We start from the raw sequence: 2,766 nt of genomic DNA, 5'->3' as shown, positions 1-2,766 counted from the left end.
ATGCGGGTTAGAGGGAGTGTTCGAAGACGGGTCAGGCCCGCCTTCGAACGTCGGTGAGCATTGTGATCAAGGCGTCGGAAGGCGGCTTGAAGCGCCCCGGCTTGATCGCAGGGGCACCGTGGGCTGCGAGAATCTGCAGCTTCTCTTCGGGATCGGCGCGCAAGTAGGTCTCGGTGCTCTGGATACTGGCGTGGCCGAGCCATAATGCGACCTTGCGAATGTCCCCCGTCGCCGCGAGCGTGTGCATCGCGCAAGAATGACGAAGCACGTGGGGTGTGACGCGCTTCCCAAGGATCGACGGCTGCTTCGTCGCTGCCGTCTTGACGTGCTCGGCCAATCGGAACGCAAATCCGTCGCGGGTCATCGGCTGCCCGTTGGCATTGAGGAAAATCTCGGTGACCTCAACTTGAGGCCGGATCGCAAGCCATGCGCGCAATGCGATCTGGGTCTCCTTCCACAGCGGCAGGACCCGTTCACGTCGCCCTTTGCCCATGATGTGCATGGTGGACAGGGAGCGGTCCGGGAAATCGCCCAGTTGCAGCGTTACGAGTTCCGACACCCTCAGTCCGCCAGCATAGGTAAGATGCAGCATCGCGCGATCACGGGTGCCGAGGCGTGTCCGGGGATCGGGTGTATCGAGCAAAGCCTTGATCTCGGCCCGGTCGAGGTAATCGATCAGCGCCTTGTCTGTCTTCTTGGTCGGGATTGCTCTGACACGGAGTGCCTGATCGAGGCAGGCTGGAATCCGGTACTCGATGTATCGGAAGAAGGATCGGATCGCGGCGAGCCTGCCATTGCGGGTCCGCACGCAGCTGCCGCGGCCGATCTCCACATGATCGAGGAAGGCCATGATCATGTCTGTGCCGAGATCCTCAACCTCGAGATCGGTCGGTCGGCGCTTCAGCCGATCGGCAGCGAACTGGACGAGGAGGACGAAGCAGTTGGCATAGGTCTTCACCGTGTGCGGGCTGACGGCGCGTTCGCGCGGCAGATGTTCCCGCAGATATGCTGAGAGATGGGGAGCAAGCGCCGTCATGCCGCTTCTCCTTGAAAAAGTTGCTCGCTTGCAGCCGCAATGTCGCGCAGCAGCACTGGCGTGGCTTCGAGATACCAGTACGTGTTGGCGATCGACGCGTGCCCCAGGTAGACACTGAGACCGGCCATGTGGTGGGCAATGGCCTCCCTGTCACGCGGGCAGGACTCAAGCGAGCGAACAGCGAACGTATGTCGCAGATCGTGGAGTCGCATGCCTGCCGTACCGGTTGCTCCACGATATCCGAGAAGCCGGGCCAACCTGACGAACACGACGTGGGCGCGCACCTTGTGCGGCGCCCGCCCCCGGATAGTGACGAACAGGTCATTACACTTGGCCGGGTGCTTCGCGCGGATCGCAATGTAGGCTTCGAGTGCTTGGCGCGTCGATGGCTGCAAGGCGATCAGTCGCTGCTTGCCGAACTTGCCGTTGCGGACGACCAGCCCATCCTCGACCAGATCGTTGCACTGTAGCGCGAGAGCCTCGGAAATCCGGAGACCTGTCGCCGCGAGCAGGCCGAACAGGTAATGGTACGTGTATGGGCTAATCGTGCCATGGGGCGGAACGTTCAATGCCGCCGCCATGATCGCCCGCACCTGGTCCGCTTCGATTATGGTCGGAGTGGGACGTGGCCGCTTCCCCCGGCCGAAAACGCCGACAGGCGGGACTTCGTTGTCTGGGTCCTCGGCATGAGCGAAAAGGCTGAAGTTACGAGCAGCGTCGTACCTATGGCGAGCCACGTTTTGCGAGCTTGCCGTGTGGCACCAGTCGTAGATGCGCTGCACTCGGGTGTGCCGGTCACCGAAGCGTTCAGCGAAAGCGGCGTATTGGCGCAGCAGTCGTTCCTGTTCCGAGAACTTCCGCCCCAAGCTGCGATACAGCGAGACGTATCTGGCAATCTGCGTGCTCAGCATGACGGTTCTCCCGGCCATGGCTGCGCGATTTTCATGAGCATCGGCAGGTCGACCTTGGCGTAGATGGCGGTGGTCTCGGGCGAGCTGTGGCGCAGGATCGTTCCAACGGACTCCAGCCCTGCGCCCGCGCGCAGCAAGTTGGTGGCAAGCGAATGCCGGAAAATGTGCGATCCGGTCGGCACGCCTTCGATCCCGCCGCGCTCATGCGTGCGTGCAACGATGCCGGCGATCTCCGCCGATGAGCGGAACGAACGGAACGGGGCTTGCGCGCGCACGAACAGATGCGGATCGGCGGTCTTGGGACGCGCCGTGGCAATGTAGTCCAGGATCGCGTCACCGACGTCCTGAGGCAATGGCAGGCGATCAGGCCGACGCGTCTTGCCCTTGACCGTCAGGTGGCCCGAGCGCCAGTCGATATCGTCGAGGTGCATATCCCGAATATCACCGGCACGCAGGCCAAGCCGGGCGAGCAGGAGAATGATGGCCTTGTCCCGAACTTCCACCGGGCGATCAGTCGGACATGCGCCGATGATCTGCTCGATCGTTGCCGGGTTAACGTGCCGGGGCAGCGTCGAAAGACGGTAGCGTTGCACTGATGGGATCGCGTGCAACAAAGCTGGACGGCAAATACCCTGCACGACCAGGAACCGAATATAGCTCCGTATTATCGTGACGAGCAGTGATGCCGAACCCGGCGTCTCCTTGCTTCGTTGTTGAAACGCCCGTCTGAGGACGGCTGCATCCCATTGTGAAGGCTCGCCGAGCATAGGCGCGAGCCGCCTGATATCGGCCCGGTAGCGCCGGATCGTCTCATCGGTC

The 2,766-nt window shown here is 62.4% G+C and carries 3 protein-coding genes; all 3 read right to left on the bottom strand.

The annotated features are described in order from the left end of the window. Window positions 1-31: 31 nt before the first annotated feature. Entirely contained in the window at window positions 32-1,036 is a 1,005-nt protein-coding gene (locus tag NSE01_RS21035; protein ID WP_024310637.1) for a tyrosine-type recombinase/integrase, read from the bottom strand. Further along, window positions 1,033-1,947 (bottom strand): tyrosine-type recombinase/integrase, encoded by a 915-nt coding sequence (locus tag NSE01_RS21030; RefSeq protein ID WP_011540751.1) that lies wholly within the window; start codon window positions 1,945-1,947, stop codon window positions 1,033-1,035. The genes NSE01_RS21035 and NSE01_RS21030 overlap by 4 nt, the downstream gene beginning before the upstream one ends. Continuing rightward, the coding region (locus NSE01_RS21025; RefSeq protein WP_147161507.1) for a tyrosine-type recombinase/integrase at window positions 1,941-2,766 on the bottom strand (826 nt) is incomplete at its 5' end. The genes NSE01_RS21025 and NSE01_RS21030, both read right to left, overlap by 7 nt.

Source organism: Novosphingobium sediminis, from assembly GCF_007991615.1.
In the GTDB taxonomy this organism is placed as follows: Bacteria; Pseudomonadota; Alphaproteobacteria; order Sphingomonadales; family Sphingomonadaceae; genus Novosphingobium; species Novosphingobium sediminis.
This window is presented reverse-complemented; position numbering and strand designations above follow the sequence as displayed.

Coding starts and splice junctions, on each gene's coding strand:
- NSE01_RS21035 (WP_024310637.1), bottom strand. CDS start 1,036: ATGACGGCGCTTGCTCCCCATCTCTCAGCATATCTGCGGGAACATCTG.
- NSE01_RS21030 (WP_011540751.1), bottom strand. CDS start 1,947: ATGCTGAGCACGCAGATTGCCAGATACGTCTCGCTGTATCGCAGCTTG.